The following is a 23,902-nucleotide window of genomic DNA, read 5'->3' as shown; positions in this document are numbered from 1 at the left end:
GAAACCGCCGCCCACGGGGTTGACCTTCTCCGGCCGGTCTCGGGGAATGGGGACCCGTTCCGTCGCCCGATCGCGATACTGGAGAGTGGCTGTTTCGGGCCGTTCCAGTGGGAGGCAGCGGTGAGTACTGCGCGGCGGCGGGGCCTCGCGGCGGCGGGCACGGTCGTGGCGGCCGCGCTGGTCAACGTGGCGACGGGGATGCTCACGCAGAACTGGACCGCCGCCTGGTGGGCGTTCACCGGCGTGGTGGTGCTGGTCGGCGGGGCGTTGCAGGCGTGGCTGACCGTCGCCATGGGCCCCGAGTCGTCGCGGACCCAGCGGATCGATCGCACGACCGTCGGCGGAAACGCCCGGCAGAAGCTCGACGGCCCGGGGGAACAGACGGTGAGCGGGTCCCAGATCAGCGGGGACCTGAACCAAGAGCAGAATGGCTGAACGCGACTCCGGTCGCGGACGGATCTTCGCCGGGCGGGGTGGCGGAGGGCCGGTGGTCAAACAGATCGTCCGCCGGTCGCGTGTCGGACGAGACGCGATCATGAACGTGTATCTCGGCGGGCGCGGCACCGGACGGGCCGTCCACCCCGAGGACCGCCGGACCATGCTGAACGCGCTGCGCCACATCTGGATCGACGGGGTCCTCGAACGGTCGATCTACCGCAGGACCGTCCTCGAACTCGGCCTCGAAGACCGACCCGACATGGTCGACAACCCCTGGGACGTGCACCTTGAGGAGCCCGACCACACGCCGGTGCCGCTGGAGCGGGGCGTCACCCCCGGCCACGTCCTGCGGACGCGGCGAAGCCTGCTGATCGTCGGTGCTCCGGGCGCCGGGAAGAGCACCATGCTGCTCCAGCTCCTGCGCGAACTCCTCGACGAGGCCGAGGACGAGACGAAGCCGATCCCGGTGGTGTTCCACCTCGGCTCCTGGCAGGGGGAGACGTCCCTGAGGCAGTGGCTCGTCGACGGACTCACGGCCACGCCGTACAGCGTTCCGCCGGACGTCGCCCGGCTGTGGGTCGAGGAACGACGGATCCTGCCGCTCCTCGACGGCCTCGACGAGGTCGCGTTGGAGCATCGTGTCGCCTGCGCCCGCGCCATCGACGCGTTCCACGCCGAGGACGGTCTGCTTCCCGTCGTCGTCTGTAGCCGTGTCGCCGAGTACGCGACCCTCGGGTTCAAGCTGGGGTTCAAGTCGGCGCTTCACGTGCAACCCCTGACACGTTCGCAGGTGGACGGCTATCTGGACCGCTTCGGCGCGCCCCTCGCCGGGATGCGCGAGGCGCTGGGCGCCGACCCGACCCTGTGGGAACTTCTCCAGACCCCGTTCCTGCTCGGCATCGCCGTCCGCGCCTACGAGGGGCTTCCCGCCGAGGAGATCTCCCTGGAGCACGGCCCGCTGCCGGACCGCCGCACCCGCCTGATCGACGCGTTCGTGGACCGCACCCTCCGCGGCCGTCCGGGCCGCTCGCAACTGGACAGGCGACAGGTCGTCCGATGGCTCGCCTACACGGCGAGGGCCCTGGGAGTCCGCCTGGAGACGGTCTTCCACATCGAGATGGTCACGCGTTCCTGGCTGCCACTGGGAAAGATGACCCTCGTGACGGCCGCGACCACGCTCCCCCTCGTCGCGTTGACCGGAACGCTGTGCTACCTGCTGACCGAGATGGTCTTCGACCGGAGCCAGGCGATTTCTTTCACGACGGTCGTCGCCGTTCTCGCCGGTGTCGGTGGCCTCGTCTCAGAGCACGAATTGAAGGGTCCGGTGGGCGGCGGCCGTGCCGAACAACTCGTCTCGACATTGAGGGAAATGTTGGCGATCGCCTCCGGGCTGGCCACCGTCTCCGCCTTGGGCGGTGGAGTGATCGGTGCCTTCGCCGCGGGTATCGCTCACGCCCCGATAAGGTCGTCGGATTTGATGGTCGTCGGCGACTATGCGGTCAGGGGTGCGTTCTTCCTTGCGCTGGTGGCGATTCTACTGGTCTTCGCCGACCCGGTTTTGGCCACGCGTCGGGAATTCCATGAGTTCCCACCGGGCAAGGCCCTCTCCCTGGAGAGTCGGCTGGGCCTCGACCTCACCCTGGCGATCGGCGTACCGGCCGCGCTGATTTTCGGGATCCTGAACGGCGGACCAGGTGCCCTCGCCGGTGGTCTGCTGGGCGTGTGCGCCGGATACCTGTGCGTTGGGCGAAGGCTCGTCGGTTACTGGTGCACACGTGTGCTCCTCGCCTCGGACGGGCTCCTCCCGCTCCGGTATCTCCGCTTCCTCGATCTCGCGGTGTCACGAATGCTGCTCATCCAGATCGGAGGCGGGCACAGGTTCTACCATCGCCTCCTCCTGGAGTATTTCGCCGGACTGGACCTGGAGGACGTGCCGGACGGCTACCGACAAGGCGGCCTTCCGGTCGCCGACATGACCCCTGAGGTCGTGTTGAGCAACGCGCAGACCAGCAAAGATCATCGGCTCGTCCTGAAACAGCTTCGATATGCCGGTAACCATGTGCCGGTGGAAGAGTTCGCACCCGCCGCTTTCGAGGCGGCGCGGAAAATGATCCCCGAACCGGACGATGATGGAAATCGAAAGGCGGATCAGTCGCTCGTGGACATCGTCGTCTCCGCCCATCGGCTCGTGTTCAACTCGGGGCACCTCGACCTGTCACCCGCAGCGGCGTTCGAAGTCGCAGAATTCCTGTACTCCCTCACCTCCGCCAAGGAGGCGCACATCAGGCGGTGGTGGAAGACGGCCGAGGAGTTCTACCGGTTGGCGATCGACTCGGAACATCCGATCTATGCGCCGGCGGCCAAGAAGAACCTGGAAAGGGGCCCCTCTCCCACGGCACTGAGACTTCCGGACGTCGCGCCCTATCAAGGGCACGGCCCGCCCTTCTTCTACTGACCGCCGGACGTCGTCCTTGGTGGATTTACCGGAGGCGTTCGGTCAGGTGGACGGTGATGTCGTCGCCGACGTCCTTGCCGAGCGCCTCGCGGACCTCCGCCTTCACGGCCAGCTTGTGGTTGCCGTCGCCGAGCGCCATGAACGAGCCCTGGAACGGGTGCCCGTCGATGGTCCCCTTGACCTTGACCAGGCCCCGCGTTCCGAAGAACTCCGCCGACTCGGGCCAGATCACGTACGTCCAGCCGCCCTTGGCCGGGCTCTTCCGCAGGGTCGCGGTGAATCGCTTGTCGAGACTCGTGGTCATGGTGCGTCCTCTCTGAGGGTGTCGTTCTCAGATGTAGACCGTCCTCGACTCCGAATCTCATCGCCGCACCCGACGAAATGTGCGCTTCGCTGCGTGCGCTTCAGCTCAGCCGGGGGAGGAGTTGGAGCGCGACGTCGAGGGGACGGCCGTCCGGGTCGCCGCCGTCCTCGGTCGTCCACACCTCGGAGAGCACGCACACGGCGAAGCCCCATGCCTCCACCCGCTCGCGCGGCATGCCGAGACCGTCCGCGAGCTGCTCGATCCGCGCGGGCACCAGCTTGAGCAGGGCGTCGTCGCGGTCGTCGGGGTCGGGGTTGTAGAGCAGGGCGCCCGTCTCGTAGCCGGGGTCGCCGACGTAGCCGTGCGGGTCGATGGCCAGCCACGGCTCCCGCTCGGCCCGCAGCACGTTGTCGTGGTGCAGGTCGCCGTGCAGGACGACCCGTTCCGTCGCGTCGCCGCACAGTTCCTCGAAGAGCTTCGCGGCCCGCTCCACCAGGTGCCGGGGCAGCGGGGCGTCCCCGGGGAACCGGTCCAGGTGCCTCGTGAACGCCGCGCCCGCCTTGACGAGATCGGGGAGCGGGCTCTCGGGTGGTGCCGGCCGGTGCAGCCGCCGGATCACGTCGATCACCGCGGCCGTGGCGTCCTCGTCCCGCTCGGGGACGAGGTCACGGGCGAGCGTCCCGGGGGTGGCACGTTCCAGCAGCAGCGCGCCGCGTTCCGCGTCGTGGGCCAGCAGCCGGACGGCGCCGCGCCCGTCGTAGAACTCCAGCGCCGCCGCCTCCACGGCGAGGTGGCCGGGCCGGGTCGGGCCGAGCTTCAGCACGGCCGCCGACCCGTCCTCCCGTGTCGCCTCCGCCACCCAGTGGTAGCTCAGCGCGTAGGGGCGCCCGAGACGCAGGCCCCAGTCCCGGGCGACGGCGTCGGCGATGCGGGGCAGGTCGTCCAGCCAGCGGCGGCCGTCCGCGCCCCAGACGCCGAGCGCGTTCCGGACGAGAACGGGAGGAGGAGTGATCACGACGTCAACTCTGCCATCTCCACCGGGATGCAAGTAACTCGATGTCGAGATAAATTGGAAGTAGCTTGACATCAAGAGAAGAGCGGTGGAAGTTAGCCGGACCTGATTCCCGGTCAGAAGCCCGGCTAGGGCAGGATCGACGTACGAGATCGAGATGATACGCCGCGTGCTCATGTCCCGGACCGGACGCGCGGTGGTGACGGAGGAGGAGTCCGTGTCCGCGAACAGCTTCGGCAGCCTTGACAAGCTGCAGGTTGGCGATAAGTCGTACGACATCTACCGGCTGGACGCCGTCGAGGGCTCGGCCCGACTCCCGTACAGCCTCAAGGTGCTGCTGGAGAACCTGCTGCGCACCGAGGACGGCGCGAACGTCACGGCGGAGCACATCCGCGCGCTCGGCCAGTGGGACCCCAAGGCGCAGCCGAACAAGGAGATCCAGTTCACCCCCGCCCGGGTGATCATGCAGGACTTCACCGGCGTGCCCTGTGTGGTGGACCTCGCCACGATGCGCGAGGCCGTCCGCGACCTCGGCGGCGACGCGAGCAGGATCAACCCGCTGGCGCCCGCGGAGATGGTCATCGACCACTCGGTCATCGTCGACTACTTCGGCTCCCCGGACGCGTTCGAGCGCAACGTACAGCGGGAGTACGAGCGCAACCGGGAGCGGTACCAGTTCCTGCGGTGGGGGCAGACGGCGTTCGACGAGTTCAAGGTCGTCCCGCCCGGCACCGGCATCGTCCACCAGGTGAACATCGAGCACCTCGCACGCGTCGTGTTCGACCGCGACGGCGTCGCCTACCCCGACACGTGCGTCGGCACCGACTCGCACACCACGATGGAGAACGGCATCGGCGTGCTCGGGTGGGGCGTCGGCGGCATCGAGGCGGAGGCCGCGATGCTCGGCCAGCCGATCTCCATGCTCATCCCGCGCGTGGTGGGCTTCAAACTGAGCGGTGAGCTGCCCGCCGGGACGACCGCGACCGACCTGGTGCTGACCGTCACCGAGATGCTGCGCGAGCACGGCGTGGTCGGCAAGTTCGTCGAGTTCTACGGCGAGGGCGTCCACGCCCTGCCGCTGGCGAACCGCGCCACGATCGGCAACATGAGCCCCGAGTTCGGCTCCACCTGCGCCATCTTCCCGATCGACGACGAGACGCTGAGCTACCTGCGGCTCACCGGGCGCAGCGAGGAGCAGATCGCGCTCGTCGAGGCGTACGCCAAGGCGCAGGGGCTGTGGCTCGACCCGTCCGTCGAGCCGGAGTTCTCCGAGTACCTGGAGCTCGACCTGGCGACGGTCGTCCCGTCGCTGGCCGGCCCCAAGCGCCCCCAGGACCGCATCTCCCTCGCCGAGGCCAAGACGACCTGGCGGCGGGACGTGCAGAACTACGTCGGAAGCGTGCTCGGCACGCTGGACGAGGCGTCCAACGAGAGCTTCCCCGCCTCCGACAGCCCGGCGGTCACCCGGCAGAGCAACGGGGACAAGCCGCGGCAGGTCGACCCCGACGGCTCGAACCGTCCGCACAAGCGGGTCCCGGTGACGCTGGAGGACGGGACGGAGTTCGAACTCGACCACGGCCATGTCGCCGTCGCCGCCATCACGTCCTGCACCAACACGTCCAACCCGTACGTGATGATCGGCGCGGCGCTGCTGGCGAAGAACGCGGTGGAGAAGGGCCTCACCCGCAAGCCGTGGGTGAAGACCTCCCTCGCGCCCGGGTCGCAGGTCGTCACCGACTACCTCGAACGCGCCGGGCTGACCCCCTACCTCGACAAGATCGGCTTCAACCTGGTCGGGTACGGCTGCACCACCTGCATCGGCAACACCGGCCCGCTCCAGCCGGAGATCTCCAAGGCCGTCAACGACAACGACCTCGCGGTCACGGCGGTGCTGTCCGGCAACCGCAACTTCGAGGGACGCATCAGCCCCGACGTGAAGATGAACTACCTCGCGTCGCCGCCGCTCGTCATCGCCTACGCGCTCGCGGGGACGATGGACGTCGACATCCTCAACGACCCGATCGCCGACGGCGCCGACGGCCCGGTGTACCTGCGCGACATCTGGCCCGCGCCCGAGGACGTCGCCGCGATCGTCGAGTCGTCCATCGGCCAGGAGATGTTCGCGGCGAGCTACGCCGACGTCTTCAAGGGCGACGAGCGCTGGACCGGCCTGGACATCCCCACCGGCGACCTGTTCGAGTGGGACCCGTCGTCCACCTACGTCCGCAAGGCCCCGTACTTCGACGGCATGAGCGCCGAGCCGGAGCCCGTCACCGACATCCACGGCGCGCGGGTGCTCGCCAAGCTCGGCGACTCGGTCACCACCGACCACATCTCCCCGGCCGGGGCCATCAAGGTCGGCACGCCCGCCGCGCAGTACCTCCAGGACAACGGCGTCGCCGTCAAGGACTTCAACTCCTACGGCTCGCGTCGCGGCAACCACGAGGTCATGATCCGCGGGACGTTCGCGAACATCCGGCTCCGCAACCAGCTCCTCGACGACGTCGAGGGCGGCTTCACCCGCGACTTCACCCAGGAGGGCGCGCCCCAGTCGTTCATCTACGACGCCGCGCAGAACTACGCCGCGCAGGGCACGCCGCTCGTCGTCATCGCGGGCAAGGAGTACGGCTCCGGGTCGTCGCGCGACTGGGCGGCCAAGGGCACGGCGCTGCTCGGCGTCCGCGCCGTCATCGCCGAGTCGTACGAGCGCATCCACCGCTCGAACCTCATCGGCCTCGGGGTGCTGCCGCTCCAGTTCAAGGACGGCGAGTCCGCCGAGTCCCTCGGCCTCACCGGCACCGAGACGTTCGACATCACCGGCGTCACCGCGATGAACGAGGGCGGCGTCCCGGACGAGGTCACCGTCCGCGCCGACGGCAAGGAGTTCTCCGCGACCGTCCGCATCGACACTCCCGGTGAGGCGGACTACTACCGCAACGGCGGCATCCTCCAGTACGTCCTGCGCAACCTCATCCGCAAGTAGCCGTGTACGGGCCGCCCCTCGCGGGGGGCGGCCCGCTTCACCGTTCGACGGCCACGCGCACGCCGAATCCGATGAACGCCACCCCGGTGACCTGCTGAAGGCGCCGCTTGACGGCCGGACGCGTCAGAACACCGCGCGCCGCCCCCGCCGCGAGGACGACGACCAGGAGCCACAGCAGCCCCTCCAGGACGTGGATGACGCCGAACAGCATGCTCGTCGCGAACGTCGGAGCTCCGTCCGGGATGAACTGCGGCAGCATGCTCATGTAGAAGACGCCGACCTTGGGGTTGAGCAGGTTGCTCGTCAGCCCGACGCGCAGCGCGGTCAACCCGGAGACGCTCGTGTCCGGGGCGTCCTCGCCGTCGCGCACCTTCCGGCGGTTCCGCCACAGCGCCTGCCCGCCCAGCCACAGCAGGTAGCAGGCGCCCGCGACGCGCAGCACGTCGAACGCGACACGGGACGCCGCCAGCAGCGCGGTCAACCCGGCGGCGCTCGCCGCCGCCCAGCACAGCAACCCGGTGACGACCCCCACACTGGCGAGATAACCGGTCCGCCGACCACTGGTCACGGTCGTACGCAGGACGAGCATCGTGTCCACGCCCGGAGTGATCGTCATCAGGGCGGCCACGACGGCGAAGGCGATGCAGGCCGTCAGCATGAGGATCATTCTCTCAGGAGCGTCCGCCCCTTTGAAGCCTTACAGCTCGGCGAATCCCACCAGGGCCACGACCAGTGCCGGCGCCCCGGTCACGACCAGGGCGCGAGCGAACATGCGCCCGTAGCTCGTCGCGAGTTGCAGCACGTTGAAGACGACCAGCCCGGCTGCGGCCACAGGCGTCACCACCGGATACCAGCCCGTCCACCACGGAACGACGACCAGCACCGGAACGAGCAACGACACCAGGCAGTCGGCGACGATGAGCCAGGCGGGGAACGCGCCCGTCGGAACTCCGCCCGCCAGCGCCACCAGCCCGTCGCCTCCCTGGGCGATCATGGGTTTCCGCCATCGGACGATCATGTGCCGCATTCCCACGACGCCCTGCGGCACCAGCAGAACGACCAATAACCCCTGACAGAGCCACATCACAACGTTCACGGCGATCGCCTCCTCGGGGGCGGCGGCGAACTGTCACCCTCGGGCCCGCTCAGTCGCGGGCATCCTCCCGGGGACGCGCCGCACCGACCGCAAGGATAGATCGACCCGGACCGCCGGAGACAGCGGCAGAACGTCCGTTTCCAGCGGCCTGTACCGTTCTACGGCGTGCCGGATCTTGACTTCCTCCTGATCGGCGGGCTGGCCGCGCTGGTCGGCGCGATCGTCCAGAGCAGCGTCGGTCTGGGCGTCGGGTTGGTCGCGACCCCGATCGTGACGATGCTGTTCCCGTCGCTGATGCCGGGGGCGATCCTCGTGGTCGCCGCGGTTCTGCCGCTCGCGACCCTCACCCAGGAGGTACGGGACGCCGACCTGCGCGGTCTCGGCTGGGCGTTCGGCGGCCGCGTCGCCGGAACACCGCTCGGCGTCCTGCTCGTCGCGGCCGTTCCCGCCCGCGCCCTCGGCATCGTCATCGGCGTCGTCGTCCTCGCCGCGCTCGCCGCCACCACCTGGTCGCGGGAGGTGCCGAGGAACCGGGGGACCCTCACCACCGCCGGGGTCATCTCCGGTGCCACCGGCACGGCGTCCGGCATCGGCGGCCCACCGCTCGCCCTGCTGTACCAGCGGGAGAGCGGACCCCGCGTCCGCGCGACCCTCGCCGTGTTCTTCGTCGCGGGCGCGATGCTGTCGCTGGCGACCCTCGCCGCCGCCGGGCAGCTACCCGCCCGGCAGATCACCGCGGGTCTGGAACTGCTGCCGTTCGTCCTGGCCGGGTTCGTTCTCGCCGGGCCGCTGCGCGGCTACCTGGACGCCGGACGCCTCCGCCTCGCGCTCCTCGTCGTCGTGGGCGCGTCCGCGGTGGCCCTCATCGCCCGTAACCTGATCTGATGCGCCCCACGAAGGCCGATCTGGAGGCCGCCCGCGACCGTGTCATCCCCGACGTCCTGCCTCCGGACGGTGGGACGCTCCGGGTCCTGTTCAGCGGCATCAACCCCGGTCTCTACTCGGGCGCCACCGGCCACCACTTCGCCCGGCCCGGCAACCGGTTCTGGCCCGCCCTGTACCGTTCGGGCTTCACCGACCGCCTTCTGGACCCGTCCGAGCAGGACCTGCTGCCCTCCTACGGGCTCGGCATCACCAACCTGGCGCACCGCACCACGGCCCGCGCCGACGAGCTGACCGACACGGAACTGCGCGAGGGCGGACGCCGCCTCACCGCCCTCGTCGAGCGGTACCGTCCGGCCTACCTCGCCGTCGCGGGCGTCACCGCCTACCGCACCGCCTTCGGCCGCCCTCGCACCCAGATCGGCCCGCAGGACGACATGTTCGGCCCCGCGAGAGTCTGGGTCCTTCCAAACCCGAGCGGCCTCAACGCGTCCTGGCCCCTCGCCCGCATCGCCGCCGAGTTCACCCGCCTCCGCGAGGCCGCCGACGCTCTCAGAACTCCGTGAGCGTCTGCGGGTCGAACCGGACGGTGAACGGCTTCTCGGCTTCGATCTTGGCGTCCAGCGTCTCCCCGGCTTCCACCGTCCGGTCCAGGCGGTAGGTACCTACGCCTCCCGGCCAATAGGATGTGCCGTCTTGGTCGAGGACGAAAACCTGGACCTTGGGTAGCGGAGTGAACTCGACGATCCAGTACTGCGGAATCCCGATCGCGGCGTAATCGCTGAGCTTCTTCACACGGTCGGTCCGTTCGCTCCCGCTACCGGGGGAGATCACCTCGACGACGAGAAGTAGCTCCGAACCCGGGATGATGACCGGGTCGCGGTTCACGATCGATGCGCGCGCCATGCTCTTGGGCACCACGAAGAGATCTGGTTTGCGAATGCCCGCGGGGGTGCTGATCTCCCATTCGCCACCGAGAGCGACGAATACCTCGGCGTTCGCGGCGGCGGCTTTCAGGAGCTCCCAGAGATGCATCGACACCCAGTTGTGCGGCGAGCTCGCAGACACCTCGATCAGCCACCCGTCCTCGAGTTCCAGGCCTCGGCCTTCGTCCTCTCGGGCGTGCAGGTCTTCCACCGTGTACGGGCCATGCCCGCCATGATCGTGCGCGACGCTCATGTTCCGCTCCCGTTGGTGGCATGACAGATCCATGCAGGCACCAGATTACCCCGCCCGAGTGTCGCGACCTAGCGTAGCGGTCTCTTTACTCTCAGGTGGCGTTGTTGAGGGCGGCGGTGGTGAACATCGTGGTGACCGCGGTGACGAGGGACGGTTTCGGTTCCCAGAGGCCGGGGCGGCCGAGGGCCACGATGGGGCGGGGGAGGGCGCGGACCTCGCTGAGGTGCCAGTGGTGCATTCCGGGTTCCGCCCAGGGGCCGCAGTCGCAGATGTCGGTGGGCGAGCAGACGTGGTCGAGGTCGGCGACGGCGATGACGGCGCCGATGGTCGCCAGGGGGTCGCGGGGGTCCCAGCCGGCGGCCTGGATGAGCGGGGAGTCGCAGGCCTTCAGGTCGACGCGCATGGACGCGTGGACGAGGAGCGGGCCGCGGTAGGCGGTCGGCATGCCCTGGTTCGAGACGGACTTGCCGCCTCGCGCGATCGCGAAAGCCCAGGGCTGCTGAACACTGATCGCCTGCACGCGGTCACCTCCAGTGCTCGCCTTCTCCACCGCCACGGGATCCCCCGAGGCCCGGCGAGACGCCGGTACACCGCGCAGTGATGCCCGAGAGGTTAGGCGCATCCCGACGGAAATTCCAGTGGAGGAGGTGAGCGGGTCGCTGCCGCCCCGGAATATCGGACGTCCGTTCGATTCCCGGTGCGGTCTCTCCTCTGATCATCCGTGTGACGCGCGAGGTGGCCGAGTGGTTGACGGGGCCGGTGGGGCTTCCGGCTACCAGCTCAGGGCGGGGGGCAGGTCGTGCCGTCCCGCGTCCGGCCAGTCTCGGGGCGCGCCGAGCGGCGCGAGTTCGGCGAGTTGGAGGCGGTACCAGGGTGAAGCCTCGGGTCGTTCGGTGAGCTCCAGGCAGCGCTCCCAGGTCCACCACTCGGCGCGTTCGACCTCCTCGGGGTTCGGGTGGACGGCCCCGTGCGCGGGGACGGTGGCACGGACGACCGGGCAGCGTTCGTTCTCGACGGTCCCGTCCCCCGCGACGGCCCGGTACTGGAACCGGGGCAGGACGGAGGTGAGGTCCGCGCCCGGGAGGCCGAGTTCGTCGCGCAGTCGCCGGAGGACGGCGTCGCGGAGACCCTCGCCGGGGCCGGGGTGGCCGCAGCAGCTTCCCGTCCATACGCCCGGGAATGTCCGTTTTCCTAGGGCGCGCTGAGTGATCAGAACGCGACCCTCCGTATCGACGACATAGCATGAAAATGCCAGGTGGTAGGGCGTGTCGGTGTGATGGCTCGCGTGTTTCGGAGCCGTCCCGACGGCCTCGTCGTCCGCGTTGAGCAGCACGATCTCTTCGACGACCATGCTTTCTTACTACCCCATGCGGGGGGTCGGGGTCAGTCGTTTCGCGGCGCGGTGGGCGTGGGTCTCCGGCGCGTCGTGGGCGAACCGGGATTAAACTCGGAACGGCCCGTGCCGGGGGAGACGCGACGGAGGAGTTGAGAGCGAGTGAGCTTGCTGGAGTCGATCTCGGGTCCGGGGGACCTCAAACGACTGGACGCCGCTCAACTGTCTCAACTCGCGGAGGAGATCCGCGAGTTCCTCGTCCAGGCGGTCTCCAAGACGGGCGGCCACCTGGGTCCCAACCTCGGCGCGGTCGAACTGACGATCGCGTTGCACCGGGTGTTCGACTCGCCGCACGACAAGTTCCTGTTCGACACCGGGCATCAGGCGTACGTGCACAAGCTGCTGACCGGGCGGCACGACTTCGACCGGCTGCGCCGGCGCGGCGGGCTGTCGGGCTACCCCAGCCGCGCCGAGTCCGAGCACGACATCATCGAGAACTCGCACGCGTCGACCGCGCTGTCGTACGCCGACGGGTTCGCCAAGGCGTTCCAGCTCCGCGGTGAGGACGACCGGGCCGTGGTCGCGGTCGTCGGGGACGGCGCGCTGACGGGCGGCATGTGCTGGGAGGCGCTCAACAACATCGCGGCGGGCGCCGACCGTCCGGTCATCATCGTCGTCAACGACAACGGCCGCTCGTACGCGCCGACGATCGGCGGACTCGCGTCCCACCTCGCCGACCTGCGGGTCACGCAGGGCTACGAGAACGCGCTCAGCCTCATCAAGAAGACCGTGCCGCGCGCCCCGGTCCTCGGCGGCATCACCTACGAGGCGCTGCACGGCATCAAGAAGGGCATCAAGGACGTCCTGCAACCGCAGGCCATGTTCGAGGACCTCGGCATCAAGTACGTCGGCCCGATCGACGGTCACGACGAGGACGCCGTCGAACGCGCGCTGCGCCGGGCCCGCGGGTTCGGCCGTCCCGTCATCGTGCACTGCATCACCACGAAGGGGCGCGGCTACGCCCCGGCGGAGAACGACGACGAGGACTGCATGCACGGCGGCGGCGCGTTCGACCCCGCCACGGGCGAGTTCGTCCGCAAGAAGGGCGGCCCCGCCTGGACGAGCATCTTCGGCGAAGAGATGGTGGCGATCGGCCGCGAGCGCGGCGACGTGGTCGGCATCACCGCCGCGATGCTCCACCCGGTGGGCCTCGCCCCGTTCGCCGAGGCGTTCCCCGACCGCATCTTCGACGTCGGCATCGCCGAGCAGCACGCCGTCACGTCCGCGACGGGGCTGGCGATGGGCGGCCTGCACCCGGTCGTGGCCGTGTACGCGACGTTCCTGAACCGTGCGTTCGACCAGGTCCTCATGGACACGGCGCTGCACGGGCAGGCCGTCACGTTCGCGCTGGACCGTTCGGGCGTGACCGGTGACGACGGTCCCAGCCACAACGGCATGTGGGACATGTCGATTCTCCAGCTCGTCCCCGGGATGCGCGTCGCCGTGCCGCGGGACGGCGCCCGGCTGCGCGAGCTGCTGCGCGAGTGCGTCGCCGTGTCGGACGGCCCGACCGCGATCCGGTACCCGAAGGGTCCCGCCGCCGACGACATCGAAGCGATCGACACGGTCGGCACCATGGACGTGCTGGCCCGCCACGACGGCTCCAACGGCGCCCGCGTCCTGCTCGTCGCGGTGGGAGCGCTGGGGACCGCGGTGATGGAGGCCGCCGAGCTCATCGCCGCGCAGGGCATCGGCGTCACCGTCGTCGACCCGCGGTGGGTGAAGCCGCTCGACCCGGCGCTCGCCGGCCTGGCCCGCGAGCATTCGCTCGTCGCCGTCGCGGAGGACAACGGCCGCGCCGGCGCCGTCGGCGACGCCGTCGCCCGGCTGCTGCGCGACGCCGAGGTCGACGCGCCGATCCGCACGTTCGGCATCCCGCAGGAGTTCCTCGACCACGCCGCACGCGGTGAGATCCTCGTCGACATCGGCCTGACACCGCAGGCGCTGGCCCGCGACATCACCGAGCACACCGCGCGGATCACCTCGACCGAGGCGCACGCCCCGGCCGAGGCGTCGGACCGGGAGACCTCCGACCGGGATTAGTGTTTTTCAGTCCCGGGCCACGCGTTCGCGTGCGGTGTGAGGCACTTCGACACATGCTCTAGACGCCCTCGGCGGACAGCAGATGCCAGGAGTGGGTGATGGACGCCGCGGACGTGCCGAGTCCTCGGCCCGAGTACGTCCATCGTCCGCGCAGGCGCCACAGGCGTCCCGAGCCGTCGCGGACGAAGACCTGGAGCGGGAAGCACGCGTCGTGCGCGCGGATGACGCCGGAGGTGTCGACCAGGGGGTCGAGTCGGGGCTCGCCCTCGCACCGGACGCCCATGACGGACGTGCGCGGGTCCTGGCGCAGGAGGCCCCGCGTCAGGTCGCGCACGAGCACGGAAACGTAGTCGGGGCCGAGCCACCTGAGGTCGGGGACCGTTTCGGGTGGAGGGAACCCGTACAGTTGCGGACCGCCGGTCACAGGCCGCACCGTAGCGCCAGAGTGACGGTCTCGTCACTACCTTCCGGGTCGGATATCGCGGCGCGGCCGGATTATTTACGGGTGTGGCACGCGGACGTCATCGCGTCCCAGCGGGCCAGCTTGACCCGTTCGCCGCGGTCGAGCCTGCGGGCGAGGGCGATCTCGGCGGCGTCGAGGTTGAGCCAGTCGTCGTAGGTGACGGCCCGCAGGTTGTGCGACGCCACGCGCGACTCCAGCAGTTCCTCGATGGTCCGCTTCGGCGGTGTGCGCACGGCCCCGTCCAGCAGGTCTTCGAGGAGGTTGCGGACGGTCTCGGCGGCGTCGGACTTGTTGGTGCCGACGACTCCCGTCGGCCCGCGTTTGATCCACCCGGCGACGTACTCGCGGGGGACGACGCCGTCGGGGCCGAGGACGCGGCCACCGTCGTTCGGCACGGTGGAGCTGCGTTCGTCGAACGGGACGCCGTCCAGCGGGACGCTCTGGTAGCCGACCGACCGCAGCACCATGCCGACGGGCAGCGTCTCGAACTCGCCGGTGCCGGTGACGCGGCCGGTGTCGTCCAGCCGGGTCCGCTCCAGGCGCAGGCCCTCGACCCGGTCGGTGCCGATGATCTCGACGGGGGCGCGCCAGAACCGCACGTCGATGCGGCGGGGCCGGTCGGCGGGCGGTTCGGCCGTCCAGCCGTTCAGGACCTTGATGTTGCCGCGGACGTGCCGGTCGGTCTCGGCGAGTTCGGCGCTCGCGGGGTCGAGGTCCATGTCGGCGGGGCTGACGTGGATGCCCGCGTTCTCCAGCTCGCCGAGTTCCCGGGCCTCCTTGGTGGTGAACTTGGCCTGCGCGGGCCCCCGCCGCCCGATCATGTGGACGCGCCTGACGCGGCTGCGCGCCAGCGCCTCGATGACCTCCTCGGGGACGTCGGTCGCGCGCAGCTCGTCCGCCGACTTGGCGAGGATCCGGACGACGTCGACGGCCACGTTCCCGACGCCGATCACCGCGACCTCCTCGACCGACAGGTCGAAGGCGTGCTCGGCGGCGTCGGGATGCCCGCAGTACCAGTTGACGAAGTCGGTCGCGGCGACGCTGCCGGGCAGGTCCTCGCCGGGGATCCGCAGGTGCCGGTCGACCATGGCGCCGGTGGAGTAGATGACGGCGTCGTAGCACTCCAGCAGGTCGGCGCGGCCGAGGTCGCGGCCGAGCTCGACGCAGCCGAAGAACCTCACGGCCGGGTTCTCCAGCACCTTCTGCAGGTACCGGGCGATCGACTTGATCGACGTGTGGTCGGGCGCGACGCCGTAGCGCACCAGCCCGTAGGGGGACGGCAGCCGGTCGAACAGGTCCACGCGGACGTCCCCGCCGGTCTGTTTGACGAGCGCCTCGGCGGCGTAGATTCCCGCGGGCCCGGAGCCGATCACCGCGACGAGCAGTGGAGGTGCCATGGGCGCCATTGTGCCCACCCGACGGCCGAAACGACACCGTTGAATCCCACGTGGCGGACCGGGGCGGGACGTCAGTTCTTCGCGTGCGTCCCGGTGGAGCGCTGCAGTCTGCTGTTCCGGGCCCCGTACAGGGCGTAGACGACGATGCCGACGCCCATCCACGCCAGGAAACGCAGCCATGTCTCGACCGGCAGGTTGATCATCACGAAGAGGCAGCCGAGGACCGACAGCGCGGGGACGACCGGCACCCAGGGCGTCCGGAACGCACGCGGCAGGTCGGGGCGGGTGCGGCGCATCACCACCACGGCGACCGAGACGACGAGGAACGCGAACAGCGTGCCGATGTTGACGAGTTCGGCGAGTTCGGCGAGGGGGATGAACCCGGCGAGCACCGCGGCGATCACGCCCATGATGACGGTGGCCCGGTAGGGGGTGCCGAAGCGCGGGTGGACGGCCGACAGCCGGGCGGGCAGGAGTCCGTCGCGGCTCATCGCGAACAGGATGCGGCTCATGCCGAGCAGCAGGATCATCACGACGGTGATGAGTCCGGCGACGGCGCCGACGTCGATGATGGTGGCGTACGCGGGATGCCCGTTCGCCTTGAACGCGTCCGCGAGCGGCGCGTCGGTGCTGAGCCGCGAGTAGTTCTGCATCCCGACGACGACGATGGACACGGTCGCGTACAGGATCGCGGTGATGACGAGGGAGCCGATGAGCCCGATCGGCAGGTCCCGCTGGGGGCGTTTGGCCTCCTCGGCGGCGGTGGCGACGATGTCGAAGCCGATGTAGGCGAAGAACACGATCGCGAGGGCGGAGAAGACGCCGAGCCAGCCGTAGGTGGCGGGCGTGAAGCCGAACAGCACCTGCATGAGCGGCGCGTTGAGGCCGCCCACCTCCTCGGCCGCCTGCGACGGCGGGATGAACGGGTCGTAGTTGTCGGCCTTGACGTAGAACAGCCCGGCGACGATGACGAGCAGGACCACCGCCACCTTGATGGTGACGACGATCGCGTTGACCCGCGAGGAGATCTTGATGCCGATCACCAGCAGCGTCGTGACCGCGAGCACGAGCGCGATCGCGGGGACGTTGACCGTCCCGCCCTCGCCCGGCGGGTCGGCGATGGACCCCGGGATCGTGATGCCGATGTCGTCGAGCAGCGCGGCGAAGTAGCCGGACCAGCCGACGGCGACGACCGCCGCGGCGAGGCCCATCTCCAGGATGAGGTCCCAGCCGATGATCCAGGCCGGGAACTCGCCGAGCGTGGCGTAGGAGAACGTGTACGCCGACCCGGCGACGGGGACGGTCGAGGCGAACTCGGCATAGCAGAGCGCGGCGAGGCCGCACACGACGGCGGCGAGGATGAACGACAGCGCGACCGCGGGCCCGGCCTTGTCCCGGGCGACCTGGCCGGTCAGCACGAAGATGCCCGTCCCGATGATCACGCCCACGCCGAACACGGTCAGGTCGAGCGCGGACAGGGCGCGGCGGAGCCGATGTTCCGGCTCCTCCGTGTCGCGGATCGACTGCTCGACCGACTTCGTGCGGAGCAGGTTCATCCTCGGTGCCCTTCCACGTCCGGTGACATCGCCGTCGACCTCATGCCCGCACGCGCGCACTTTATGATCAGGTCATCGGGAGGTCATGTCCGTTACGTGGGGCGACGTACAGAAAGAGGCATTCCGAATATCGTTCGGAATGCCTCTTTCGGTGGCGTGGACGGAACTCAGGCGGGCAGGGAGGCGACTCCCGGGTCCAGGAAGCGGCGGCCCGTCACCTTCTCGGAGACGCCCGTCCGGTCCAGGTACGGGGTGACGCCGCCGAGGTGGAAGGGCCACCCCGCGCCGAGGATCATGCAGAGGTCGATGTCCTGCGGGGCCGCGACGACGCCCTCGTCCAGCATGATCCGGATCTCGTCGGCGAGGGCGGCCAGCGCCCGGTCGAGGACCTGCCGTTCGGTGGACGGCTTCTCGCCGCCCGCGAAGATCTCCACGGCCTCGGGATCAAGCGTGAAGTCGGGCAGGTACACGCCGGACTTGCCGGACGCGACCAGCTTCTCCAGGTTCTCCGACAGCGGGAACCGGTCGGGGAACGCGGCGTGCAGGGTCTCGTTCACATGCAGCGCGATCGCGGGGCCGACCAGGCCCATCAGCACGAACGGCGGCATCGGCAGACCCAGGGGCCGCGCGGCCCGCTCGGCCGTCTCGATCGGCGTGCCCTCGTCCACGGCCTGGACGATCTCGGCGAGCAACCGCAGCAGGACGCGGTTGACGACGAACGCCGGGGCGTCCTTCACCAGTACGCACGACTTCCGCAGCGCCTTGCCGGTCGCGAACGCGGTGGCGAGCGTCGCCTCGTCCGTCCGCTCGCCCCGGACGATCTCCAGCAGCGGCAGGACCGCGACCGGGTTGAAGAAGTGGAAGCCGACGACGCGTTCGGGACGCCGCAGCCCGGACGCCATCTCGGTGACCGACAGCGACGAGGTGTTGGTCGCGAGGACGCACTCCGGCGAGACGTGCTCCTCGACCTCCGCGAACACCTTCCGCTTGACCGACATCTCCTCGAACACGGCCTCGATGACGAAGTCGGCGTCGGCGAACGCGTCCTTGCCGAGCGAACCGGTGATCAACGACGTGAGCCGGGCGGCCTTGTCGGGGGAGAGCCGCCCCTTCGCCAGCAGCTTGTCGATCTCGCCGTGCGCGTGGCCGACGCCCTTGTCGAGCCGTTCCCGGTCGAGGTCGGTCAGCACCACCGGCACTTCGAGGCGCCGCGCGAACAGCACCGCGAGCTGCGAGGCCATCAGGCCCGCGCCGACGACGCCGACCTTGGTGACCGGACGGGCGAGGGACGAGTCCGGCGCCCCGGCGGGCTTCTTCGCGCGTTTCTGGGTGAGGTCGAACGCGTACAGCCCGGCGCGCAGCTCGTCGCTCATGATGAGGTCGGCGAGCGCCTCGTCCTCGGCGGCGAAGCCCTCGTCGCGGGTGCGGTCCTTGGCGGCCTCGATGAGATCCAGGGCCCGCGTGTAGGAGGGGGCCGCGCCGTGGAGTTTGCCGTCCACGGTCCAGCGCGCCATGGCCACCGCGTCGTCCCAGGCCTTGCCCTTGTCGACCTCGGGCCGCTGGACGGTGATCTCGCCGGTGAGGACCCGGGCCGTCCAGGCGAGCGACTCCTCCAGGAAGTCGGCCGGGTCGAACATCGCGTCGGCGATGCCCAGCTCGTGCGCCTGCGGGCCCTTCAACATCCGGTTCTGCGCGAGCGGGTTGTCGATGACGACCTTGAGCGCCTTTTCCGCGCCGATCAGGTTCGGCAGCAGGTACGTCCCGCCCCAGCCGGGCACCAGGCCGAGGAACGTCTCGGGCAGCGCGAACGCCGGGACGCCGGACGAGATCGTCCGGTACGTGCAGTGCAGGCCGATCTCGACGCCGCCGCCCATCGCCGCGCCGTTGTAGTAGGCGAACGACGGGACGTGCAGTTCCCCGAGCCGCCGGAACACGTCGTGGCCGAGCCTGGCGATGGCGAGGGCGTCGTCCCGGCCCCGGATGAGCGGGATGCCCTTGAGGTCGGCGCCGACGGCGAAGATGAACGGCTTGCCGGTGACGCCGACCGCCGCGATGTCGTCGCGCCCGGCGACGGCGTCGAGGGCGGCGTTCAGTTCGGTGAGCCCGTGGGGGCCGAACGTGTTGGGCTTGGTGTGGTCGTGCCCGTTGTCGAGCGTGATGAGCGCGAGCGTGCCCGCGCCGTAGGGGAGGGTCACGTCCCGCACGTGGGCGTGGGTGACGACCTCGTCGGCCACGAGTTCTCCGAGGCTGCTCACTTGGCGCCCTCCCAGTCGGCGTTCTCCCAGAGCACGGTTCCGCCCATGCCCATGCCCACGCACATCGTGGTCAGTCCGTACCGGACGTCGGTGCGCTCCTCGAACAGGCGGGCCAGCTGGTTCATGAGCCGGACGCCGGACGAGGCGAGCGGGTGGCCGAGGGCGATCGCGCCGCCCCACGGGTTCACCCGCGCGTCATCGTCGGCGATCTTGAAGTGGTCCAGGAACGCCAGCACCTGCACCGCGAACGCCTCGTTGATCTCGATGAGGCCGATGTCGTCCATGGTCAGCGCGTTGCGGGCGAGGAGCTTCTCGGTGGCGGGGACGGGCCCGACGCCCATCACCTCCGGCTCCACCCCGGCGAACGCGAAGTCGACGAGCCGCATCCGCGCGGAGAGACCGAGTTCGGCGGCGACGTCCTCGGCGGCGAGCAGGCAGGCCGTGGCGCCGTCGTTGAGCCCGGCGGCGTTCCCGGCGGTGACGTTGCCGTGCACGCGGAACGGCGTCTTCAGCCCGGCGAGGTCGTCCAGCGTCGTGCCGGGACGCGGCGGCTCGTCCCGCGTCGCGAGCCCCCATCCCTTCTCCGCGGAGCGGACCGCGGTGGGCACGAGGTCCGGCTGGATCTTCCCGGCGGCGTAGGCGTCGGCGACCTTCCGCTGGCTGCGGACCGCGTAGGCGTCCGCGCGCTCCCGGGTGATGCCGGGGAACCGGTCGTGCAGGTTCTCCGCCGTCGAGCCCATGACCAGGGCGGACGGGTCGACGATCTTCTCGGCGAGGAACCGCGGGTTCGGGTCGACGCCCTCGCCCATCGGATGCCGTCCCATGTGCTCGACGCCGCCCGCGATGACGACGTCGTAGGAGCCGAACGCGATCCCGGCCCCCGACGTGGTGACGGCCGTCATCGCGCCCGCGCACATCCGGTCGATCGCGTAGCCGGGGACGCTCTTGGGCAGCCCGGCCAGCACGGCGGCGGACCGTCCGATCGTGAGGCCCTGGTCACCGGTCTGGGTGGTGGCGGCGATCGCGACCTCGTCCACCCGCTCGGGCGGCAGGGACGGGTTGCGGCGCAGCAACTCGCGGATCGCGCGGACGACCATGTCGTCGGCGCGGGTCTGCGCGTACAGGCCCTTCGGGCCCGCCTTGCCGAACGGAGTGCGGACGCCGTCGACGAACACGACGTCGCGTGCGGTGCGAGGCACGGGATCGTCCTCCCTGCGATGGGCTCCGGTGGGACGTTCCCAATGCTACTCGCTAGTAACCGAGTGCCGGGACGCAACTCGCGGGCACCGCCTCCGCGGACACGGGCAGCCGCACCGTGATCGACAGGCCGCCGCCCTCCCGGGGCACGGTCTCGATCGTCCCGCCGTGCGCGTCCACCACCGCCCGGACGATCGACAGGCCGAGGCCCGCGCCGTCCGCCGACCCCGTCCGCTCCCGGGCCCCGCCGCCGGACCCGTCGCGGTCGGCGCGCGGCCGGTCCGGACGCAGCCGCCGGAACGGCTCGTAGATCGCCGCGACCTCGTAGGACGGGACGGGCCTGCCGGTGTTCACGACCCGGAGGAACGCCGAGCCGTCCCGCACGCCCGTGCGGACCCACACCCGCCCGCCCCGCGCGTTGTACTTCACGGCGTTCTCCAGCAGGTTCACCGCGCAGCGTTCCAGCAGCACCGGATCGCCGGACACGGCGGCGGGCGCGAGCCGGGCCTCGACGTCCACGCCCGCCTCGTCGGCCAGGCCGTCCAGATGGTCGAGCGCGCCGCGGACCACGTCCGGCAGCGGCGTCTCCGCCCGCGCGGCGAGATCGCGCTCGGACCGGGCCAGCGTCAACAGCCCCTCGATGAGCCGCTCGTGGCGGGCCGTGTTGCCGAGCAGCACGTCCGCGAGCGCCTTGGTCTCCGGCGGGTTCTTCGGGCTGGCGAGCGCGACCTCCAGCACCGTCCGGTTGATGGTCAGCGGCGTGCGCAGCTCGTGCGAGGCGTTGGCGACGAAACGGCGCTGGCCGTCGAACGCGCGGTTCAGCCGGTCCAGCATCCGGTTGAACGTGTCGGCCAGGTCCTTGATCTCGTCCTGCGGGCCGTCCAGCGCGATCCGCTCGTGCAGGTTGCTCTCCGACAGCCGCCGCGCGGCCGCCGTGACGGCGTGCAGCGGACGCAGCATCCGCCCCGCCACCACGTACCCGATCACCACGGCGAGGACGCCGAGGACGAGCATCGTGACCAGGGAACTCTGCAGGAGCTGCTCCAGCACGTCGCGTTTCTGCTGGGCGATCTGCCGGTCCGCCCGCTCCTTCAGGGCGACGAGTTCGGTGACGTCGCCCGTGGCCGCCATGCTGCGCATCTTCGTGACGGTCGCCGGGTCCAGGTCGTCGCTCGCCGTGAAGCGCCGGTCCATGGTCCGGACGGTCAGCAGGTACGTCACCGCGACCAGGATCGCCGAGGTGACGAGGAACAATGACCCGTAGACGAGCGTCAGCCGCGTCCGGACGCTCACCCTGGGCACCGGCCGGACCCTCATCGCGACTCCAACCGGTACCCCGCACCCGTCACCGTCTCGATCACCGGTGGCTCGCCCAGCTTGCGGCGCAGCGTCGCCATCGTCACCCGGACGATGTTGCTGAACGGGTCGATGTTCTCGTCCCACGCGCGTTCGAGCAGCCGTTCGGCGCTCACCACGCCGCCCTCCGCCCGCAGCAGCTCCTCCAGCACGGCGAACTCCTTGTTCGTCAGCCGCAGTTCCCGCCCGTCGCGGGCGACCTTCCGGCGGTACGGGTCGAGCCGGATGCCGCGCCGCTCCAGCACCGGGGGCACCGGCGGCCCGGACCGGCGCGCCAGCGCCCGCACCCGCGCGACCAGCTCGCCGAACACGAACGGCTTCGGCAGGTAGTCGTCGGCGCCGAGGGACAGGCCGTCCACCCGGTCCTCCACGTCCCCGGCCGCGGTCAGCATCAGGATCCGCGCGGAGCTTCTCAGCCGCACCAGTTCCCGGCACACCTCGTCGCCATGGACGGTCGGCAGGTCCCGGTCGAGGACGACCACGTCGTACTCGTTGTAGGAGGCACGCTCCAACGCGTCGTCGCCGTCGTACACCGCGTCGACGGCGATCGCCTCGTCGCGGAGCCCGTCGGCGATCGCGTCCGCGAGCACCCGCTCGTCCTCGACGATCAGAACACGCATGGGCCGAGCATGACCGGCGCGACGTTAAACGCCGGTAAGGAGACGCCGACGCCGGCGGCCGACGGCCGCCGGCGTCCGCGGCAGGTCGCTAGGGCTTGATCGCGATGATGTCGTAGGGGGTCTGGGGGGTGGGCGGCGTGCTGAAACGCGCGTTCGGCAGGTACAGCATGTCCCCGGCCTTCGCCACGGTCGTGGGAACGTCGAAGCGCGGGTCGGTCAGCTTCTTGGTGACCCGGCCCTCGGTGGCGTCCTCGTTCAGTTCGATCACAGCCACGGAGTTGAGCGCGTTCTGCACCGCGTACAGGGTCCGGCCGTCGGCCAGGATGCCGTCCCCGGCCGTCAGCGTCTCGCCGTGCAGGTCGATCGCCTTCCCGACGCCGGTCTCGGGGTCGACCTTGAAGATCTTGCCGGCGTTGGACTGCATGAGGATGAGCGACCGTCCGTCGGGCGCCACGGCGATCCCGTTGCCGTTGAAGCCCTCCCTGTAGACGATGTCCCCGCTCAGCGGCAGGGTCTTGACCGGCCCGGACCCTTCGAGCGGGGTCCGGTAGAGCGCCTGGTTGGTCGAGTCCGTGAACCAGGCCCCGTCGCCGGCGACGATGACGTCGTTGATGAAGGCCGTCTTCGTCGTGAGCTTGAAGCTCTGGAGGACCTCCCCGCTCTCGGTGTCCAGGACCCGCGCGTCGCCGGCCCTGCCACCGGCCACGTACAACCTGTTGCCCTTGACCTTCATGCCGAGCGAGGGCGTTCCCGGCCCCTTGTTGATGATCTTTCCTTCGCCGGTGGTGAGGTCGGCCCGGTAGATCTGGCCCGTCGCCCGCGAGCCGAGGAACGCCACCGGCCCGGGACCGGCCGCGATGCCCTCGGGCTGGAACCCGGCGGGCAGCGGGATCCGGTCGGGCGGCGCCGCCTCGGCCCGCGCGGACGCGCCCAGCGGACACAGAAGACCGACGATCAGTGCGGTAGTAAGAATTCGAGACCACATGGGGACAAACTTCTCGTATCACGCACAAATCGACCAGACCTATCTAATGCTGCTTTAACCCCTATGGCGGTGTTATAGGGGCGGTCTACGGAGAGGTAGCGATGAGAATCCCAAGATTGACCATGATGATCACGGTGTCGTTGATGGCCGTCACCGCCGGATGCGCGGGCGACGACGAGAACGGCGTCGCCACGGCCGCCGGGACGACGGCGAAACCGTCGACGACGGCGTCGGCCTCGTCATCGGCACCGTCATCGGCACCGCCCTCACCGGGCAAGTCGATGTCTC

General features: G+C 70.2%; 22 protein-coding genes. 6 read left to right on the top strand and 16 right to left on the bottom strand.

The genetic code is table 11. From position 1 onward, the window contains the following. The first annotated feature begins 120 nt into the window (after positions 1-120). Together D0T12_RS25685 and D0T12_RS25680 are read left to right on the top strand one after the other, a co-directional pair. Positions 121-435 (top strand): hypothetical protein, encoded by a 315-nt coding sequence (locus tag D0T12_RS25685; protein WP_147339630.1) that lies wholly within the window; start codon positions 121-123, stop codon positions 433-435. Positions 436-487: 52 nt separating this feature from the next. Next, positions 488-2,893, top strand: coding sequence for an NACHT domain-containing protein (locus tag D0T12_RS25680; RefSeq protein ID WP_158581631.1), 2,406 nt, complete (start codon positions 488-490; stop codon positions 2,891-2,893). Between the two features lie 25 nt (positions 2,894-2,918). Here the strand turns inward: D0T12_RS25680 and D0T12_RS25675 are convergent, their stop codons facing one another. Both D0T12_RS25675 and D0T12_RS25670 read right to left on the bottom strand, forming a co-directional pair. After that, complete coding sequence (locus tag D0T12_RS25675) at positions 2,919-3,197, bottom strand: DUF1905 domain-containing protein (protein ID WP_117402331.1); 279 nt, start codon at positions 3,195-3,197, stop codon at positions 2,919-2,921. Between the two features lie 100 nt (positions 3,198-3,297). Then, the gene (locus D0T12_RS25670) at positions 3,298-4,212 is read right to left on the bottom strand and encodes an aminoglycoside phosphotransferase family protein (RefSeq protein ID WP_158581630.1); all 915 of its coding nucleotides are present in this window, start codon (positions 4,210-4,212) and stop codon (positions 3,298-3,300) included. A gap of 214 nt (positions 4,213-4,426) precedes the next feature. Between D0T12_RS25670 and acnA the strand changes: the two genes are divergently transcribed. Continuing rightward, positions 4,427-7,192 (top strand): aconitate hydratase AcnA, encoded by a 2,766-nt coding sequence (gene acnA / locus D0T12_RS25665; protein WP_117402512.1) that lies wholly within the window; start codon positions 4,427-4,429, stop codon positions 7,190-7,192. A 37-nt stretch (positions 7,193-7,229) separates the two neighbouring features. Here the strand turns inward: acnA and D0T12_RS25660 are convergent, their stop codons facing one another. Both D0T12_RS25660 and D0T12_RS25655 read right to left on the bottom strand, forming a co-directional pair. Then, positions 7,230-7,850: a LysE family translocator gene (locus tag D0T12_RS25660; RefSeq protein ID WP_117402511.1), complete on the bottom strand. Its 621-nt coding sequence runs from the start codon at positions 7,848-7,850 to the stop codon at positions 7,230-7,232. 39 nt (positions 7,851-7,889) lie between these two features. Then, positions 7,890-8,288 carry a hypothetical protein gene (locus D0T12_RS25655; protein ID WP_147339629.1) on the bottom strand — a complete coding sequence of 133 codons (399 nt, stop codon included), beginning with the start codon at positions 8,286-8,288 and terminating at the stop codon, positions 7,890-7,892. A gap of 165 nt (positions 8,289-8,453) precedes the next feature. Between D0T12_RS25655 and D0T12_RS25650 the strand changes: the two genes are divergently transcribed. Next, on the top strand, positions 8,454-9,173 hold the full coding sequence (locus D0T12_RS25650) for a sulfite exporter TauE/SafE family protein (RefSeq protein ID WP_117402328.1): 720 nt from the start codon (positions 8,454-8,456) through the stop codon (positions 9,171-9,173). Then, on the top strand, positions 9,173-9,736 hold the full coding sequence (gene mug, locus D0T12_RS25645; protein WP_117402326.1) for a G/U mismatch-specific DNA glycosylase: 564 nt from the start codon (positions 9,173-9,175) through the stop codon (positions 9,734-9,736). The genes D0T12_RS25650 and mug overlap by 1 nt, the downstream gene beginning before the upstream one ends. On the opposite strand, the gene D0T12_RS25640 is transcribed toward mug, so the two are convergent. From D0T12_RS25640 to idi, 3 genes are all read right to left on the bottom strand, one after another. Next, positions 9,723-10,349: a Uma2 family endonuclease gene (locus D0T12_RS25640; RefSeq protein WP_117402324.1), complete on the bottom strand. Its 627-nt coding sequence runs from the start codon at positions 10,347-10,349 to the stop codon at positions 9,723-9,725. The two genes, mug and D0T12_RS25640, sit on opposite strands and share 14 nt — an antisense overlap. Positions 10,350-10,440: 91 nt before the next feature. Further along, positions 10,441-10,869, bottom strand: coding sequence for an ASCH domain-containing protein (locus D0T12_RS25635; protein WP_117402321.1), 429 nt, complete (start codon positions 10,867-10,869; stop codon positions 10,441-10,443). 252 nt (positions 10,870-11,121) lie between these two features. Continuing rightward, on the bottom strand, positions 11,122-11,700 hold the full coding sequence (gene idi / locus D0T12_RS25630; protein ID WP_117402320.1) for an isopentenyl-diphosphate Delta-isomerase: 579 nt from the start codon (positions 11,698-11,700) through the stop codon (positions 11,122-11,124). 144 nt (positions 11,701-11,844) lie between these two features. Here idi and dxs point away from each other — a divergent pair, with 144 nt between their 5' ends. Then, a complete protein-coding gene (gene dxs / locus D0T12_RS25625; protein WP_117402318.1) occupies positions 11,845-13,785 on the top strand; it encodes a 1-deoxy-D-xylulose-5-phosphate synthase in 1,941 nt (646 codons plus the stop codon). A 58-nt stretch (positions 13,786-13,843) separates the two neighbouring features. Here dxs and D0T12_RS25620 read toward each other — a convergent pair whose 3' ends face one another. From D0T12_RS25620 to D0T12_RS25580, 9 genes are all read right to left on the bottom strand, one after another. Next, the gene (locus D0T12_RS25620) at positions 13,844-14,209 is read right to left on the bottom strand and encodes a hypothetical protein (protein WP_117402317.1); all 366 of its coding nucleotides are present in this window, start codon (positions 14,207-14,209) and stop codon (positions 13,844-13,846) included. A gap of 71 nt (positions 14,210-14,280) precedes the next feature. After that, positions 14,281-15,654: an FAD-dependent oxidoreductase gene (locus D0T12_RS25615; protein ID WP_117402316.1), complete on the bottom strand. Its 1,374-nt coding sequence runs from the start codon at positions 15,652-15,654 to the stop codon at positions 14,281-14,283. Between the two features lie 62 nt (positions 15,655-15,716). Further along, positions 15,717-17,201 (bottom strand): amino acid permease, encoded by a 1,485-nt coding sequence (locus D0T12_RS25610; protein WP_117402315.1) that lies wholly within the window; start codon positions 17,199-17,201, stop codon positions 15,717-15,719. A 167-nt stretch (positions 17,202-17,368) separates the two neighbouring features. Then, the gene (locus D0T12_RS25605) at positions 17,369-19,456 is read right to left on the bottom strand and encodes a 3-hydroxyacyl-CoA dehydrogenase NAD-binding domain-containing protein (protein ID WP_117402313.1); all 2,088 of its coding nucleotides are present in this window, start codon (positions 19,454-19,456) and stop codon (positions 17,369-17,371) included. Beyond that, on the bottom strand, positions 19,453-20,655 hold the full coding sequence (locus D0T12_RS25600; RefSeq protein ID WP_117402311.1) for a thiolase family protein: 1,203 nt from the start codon (positions 20,653-20,655) through the stop codon (positions 19,453-19,455). The genes D0T12_RS25605 and D0T12_RS25600 overlap by 4 nt, the downstream gene beginning before the upstream one ends. Positions 20,656-20,707: 52 nt before the next feature. Beyond that, entirely contained in the window at positions 20,708-21,955 is a 1,248-nt protein-coding gene (locus D0T12_RS25595) for a sensor histidine kinase (protein WP_233526286.1), read from the bottom strand. Between the two features lie 11 nt (positions 21,956-21,966). Beyond that, positions 21,967-22,629, bottom strand: a complete 663-nt coding sequence (locus D0T12_RS25590) for a response regulator transcription factor (protein WP_117402308.1) — start codon at positions 22,627-22,629, stop codon at positions 21,967-21,969. An 88-nt stretch (positions 22,630-22,717) separates the two neighbouring features. Next, positions 22,718-23,614 (bottom strand): SMP-30/gluconolactonase/LRE family protein, encoded by an 897-nt coding sequence (locus D0T12_RS25585; protein WP_117402307.1) that lies wholly within the window; start codon positions 23,612-23,614, stop codon positions 22,718-22,720. Between the two features lie 85 nt (positions 23,615-23,699). Next, positions 23,700-23,891, bottom strand: a complete 192-nt coding sequence (locus tag D0T12_RS25580; protein WP_117402305.1) for a hypothetical protein — start codon at positions 23,889-23,891, stop codon at positions 23,700-23,702. Positions 23,892-23,902: the final 11 nt, after the last annotated feature.

Origin of the sequence: Actinomadura spongiicola, assembly GCF_003432485.1 — a bacterium.
GTDB classification, from domain to species: domain Bacteria; phylum Actinomycetota; class Actinomycetes; order Streptosporangiales; family Streptosporangiaceae; genus Spirillospora; species Spirillospora spongiicola.
Note: the sequence above shows the minus strand (reverse complement) of the source record. Positions and strands in the feature narration are given on the sequence as shown.